The sequence below is a fragment of the Pseudoalteromonas sp. S16_S37 genome (assembly GCF_014694405.1).
Classification (GTDB): domain Bacteria; phylum Pseudomonadota; class Gammaproteobacteria; order Enterobacterales; family Alteromonadaceae; genus Pseudoalteromonas.
This window is the reverse complement of record NZ_JAAUWV010000116.1, coordinates 1-2867: the sequence shown is the minus strand read 5'-3', so window position 1 is coordinate 2867 and position 2867 is coordinate 1. Positions and strand designations below refer to the sequence as shown.

Here is a 2867-nt window from a genome sequence, read left to right as displayed (position 1 = left end):
TGCTTTAATTTGCTCTAATGATGTTGTGGTATTCATTGATCACACCTTAGTTGTTTAGGTTGCAATCAAGTATGCCGGATGGTTTTTACTTATTTGCGCTATCTTGCCGTAAGGTCACACCATTTCTTGAGATGACAAAAGTCATGACGGAGTCCACATTACTTCCTATGTACAATAAACTACTCTCTAACAGATTATTGGCAAAGTAATTGTGACCTTGAGTCCCTAGGGGCTGTTCATATTGTTTAATTTGATCTGTCCATCATGACCCTCCACAATCGCTTTAACAGTTGGTAGTCCAAGTCCAAAGCCTCCTTGGTCACTTTCCCTCACCTTAGATAAACGCTCAAAGGGCTCAAATATGCGCTCTATATCTCGCTCAGCAATACCGGGCCCTTCATCACACAACTCGATGCAAACACTGTGTTTCGAAACACTCAGTGATAACTTAGCTGCCCTTAGTTATTTAGCGGAGTTTTCTAGCAAGCTACGCACTGCACGTGCAAGCACATTAGGGCGGCACAATAAAGCTACTTTTTTCGGACTAGAAAAGACAACCTGAAAACCTAGTTCTTTAAAATCAGGGCATTCAGACGCTAATAACGCTGATAAATTAACATTTTTCTTTGCTTCCCCGCATGCGGTCCTTTAAGAAAATCCAAACTAGAAGTGATCATTTGCTCTATTTTATCAATATGAATATTCAAACTCGCTTTTAAGTCATCATCTTCCACTAGCGCAATTTTGAGCTTTAACGCCGTTAATGGCGCACGAATATCGTGGCTAATAGCACCAAGCACAACTGTGCGACTTTTCAATACATTCAACACCTGTTGCTGCATCTTATTAAATAATTCAATCATCTATTGAAGGTCGTTACCCATTGTTGCAATGGTTGTTTTTGCAGTGTCTTATTTTGACGCACTCTTCCTACTTCCCGCCCATTTAAATGACAAAAACTTAAACAATTCAGAGTCCACATCTCAAAGGGTAAACGCCACAGGCAATCTAGCAGGACAAGCTTTTGAGTATTTTAGGGACCAGTACTACCTAACTAGTTTACAGCTTTGTTTAAAACATAAGTACACAACTCATATATGTGCTTTGGGTTCACTGATGCTGACTTTTTCATGGGTGCAATCTGGACGTATCGATTTTGGATGGTATCCGCAGGTACCATCAGAAAAAGTTAGCGCACGTTTAGAAATGCCTGTTAATGCATCATTTGAGCAAACATTACACGTTGCTCGTCGCATTGAACAAGCAGGTATTGACGCGATTGAAGAGCTAGGGACTTTAGATGACATACAAAGCAGAGAACTGGTGGCAGGGATGCAATCAGCAATCTCAGCAACCTCAGCAACCTCAGCAACAGTCACAACAACCCTGAAAGATGAATCAACCAGAAGCTTCTCACAACGACAGTTCGCAAATCTATGGAGGGCAAAAGCGAGTGATATTCCGCAAGCAAAATCGTTGCAATTTGATTACCTCATTGGCTTTGGTAGAGCGAACGGAATTTATTTAGAAATGCATCATGATAATGCTGAGTTACTAGCAAAAGCAGCATCGCAACTTGCCTCTACACTTGCTTCTTTTGAGGTAATATTTGATGTCAGTGATGGTCTGACACAAGGCAAACCTCTGATGGAATTCACGCTCTCAGAAGACGCTAAATCGTTAGGCCTGACAGAGTCTTCTTTAGGTGAACAGTTAAGAGCTGCGTTCTTCGGAGCTGAGGCACTTCGGTTCCTGCGAAACGACGAAGTGGTTAAAGTATGGGTGCGTTTACCCGTTTCGCAGAAAAACTCCCTCTCTGTATTAAATAACTTTATTATTAAAGCCTCTAATGGCGCGAAGCTACCTATTTCTCAAGCAGCAATATTCAATCATGCTCAAAGTACACCCCAGATAAAGCGAGAGAATGGCAAAAAAATATCCTTATCGGCGGTAATGTAGCCCCTCTCTCAGCTAATATCTCTATTATCCACAATATGTTAGCGAAAGAGATCTTTCCCAATTTAAAAGCACAATATTCAGGCCTTGAATTAGGCTTTCAAGGAACGCTAACAAGCATTATTAATGGGCTTTTTGATAGCTTGTATTTGTATGTACGTTCTTGTGGCATCATTATTTAGGAGTTATTCTCAAGGCGTTATCGTTTTGAGCACCATTCCTTTTTGCTTGGCGGCAGCCGTAGTAGGACATACTTTAATGGGGCATACACTTACATCAAACAGTATGTTTGGTATGGTGGCATTATCGGGTATCGTCATCAATGGCACACTAGTTCTAACGAATAAGGTTAATCAATTAGTGGCAAATGGTTTGGATCATTATACCGCCATTATTACAGCGTCTATAAACCGATTTCGGGCCATTGTTTTGACCTCAGTTACGACAACTATCGGTTTGCTCCCAATGCTAATGGAGACCTCTGAACAGGCGCTTTTTTTAGTTCCATTTGCGATAGCTTTAACATTTGGCTCAATCACATCCACCTTTATTATTCTTTATGTCATTCCATGTAGCCATGCAATCTCATACAAGCTTAGATGCAAAGGGTGAACACAGCGAACGTAGTGAGGGCGTTTCCTTTGCGCAAGTAGGGTGCAAAGGGTTAACGACAACGAAGCAGTGAGGGCGTTTCCTTTGCGCAAGGTGAGATGAGCCAGTTTAGCTGTTGCTGAGGGACTCGCCTACTTAACTGAGGGAGTATGGCTTAGCAGCTGTGAAGTCGCTCCCTTCACCTTGCGCTAATTCGTCTCTTTATCAATGTGCATCACCTGTGCACTGTACGAGACGATTTAGCACCAAAACAAAAAAGCCCGACTCTTTCGAATCGGGCTTTCTCTTAATAAGGACCT

At 41.8% G+C, this 2867-nt stretch carries 4 protein-coding genes; 2 read left to right on the top strand and 2 right to left on the bottom strand.

All coding sequences use genetic code 11. The features are described 5' to 3' along the window. Positions 1-225: 225 nt before the first annotated feature. Together HC733_RS23695 and HC733_RS21890 are read right to left on the bottom strand one after the other, a co-directional pair. Complete coding sequence (locus HC733_RS23695) at positions 226-441, bottom strand: ATP-binding protein (RefSeq protein WP_446727649.1); 216 nt, start codon at positions 439-441, stop codon at positions 226-228. Positions 442-596: 155 nt separating this feature from the next. Next, a complete protein-coding gene (locus HC733_RS21890) occupies positions 597-863 on the bottom strand; it encodes a hypothetical protein (protein ID WP_190367096.1) in 267 nt (88 codons plus the stop codon). A 28-nt stretch (positions 864-891) separates the two neighbouring features. On the opposite strand from HC733_RS21890, the gene HC733_RS21885 reads away from it, so the two are divergent. Continuing rightward, positions 892-1959 carry an efflux RND transporter permease subunit gene (locus tag HC733_RS21885; protein ID WP_238937665.1) on the top strand — a complete coding sequence of 356 codons (1068 nt, stop codon included), beginning with the start codon at positions 892-894 and terminating at the stop codon, positions 1957-1959. 123 nt (positions 1960-2082) lie between these two features. After that, complete coding sequence (locus HC733_RS21880) at positions 2083-2568, top strand: efflux RND transporter permease subunit (protein ID WP_190367094.1); 486 nt, start codon at positions 2083-2085, stop codon at positions 2566-2568. The last annotated feature ends 299 nt before the right edge of the window (positions 2569-2867 follow it).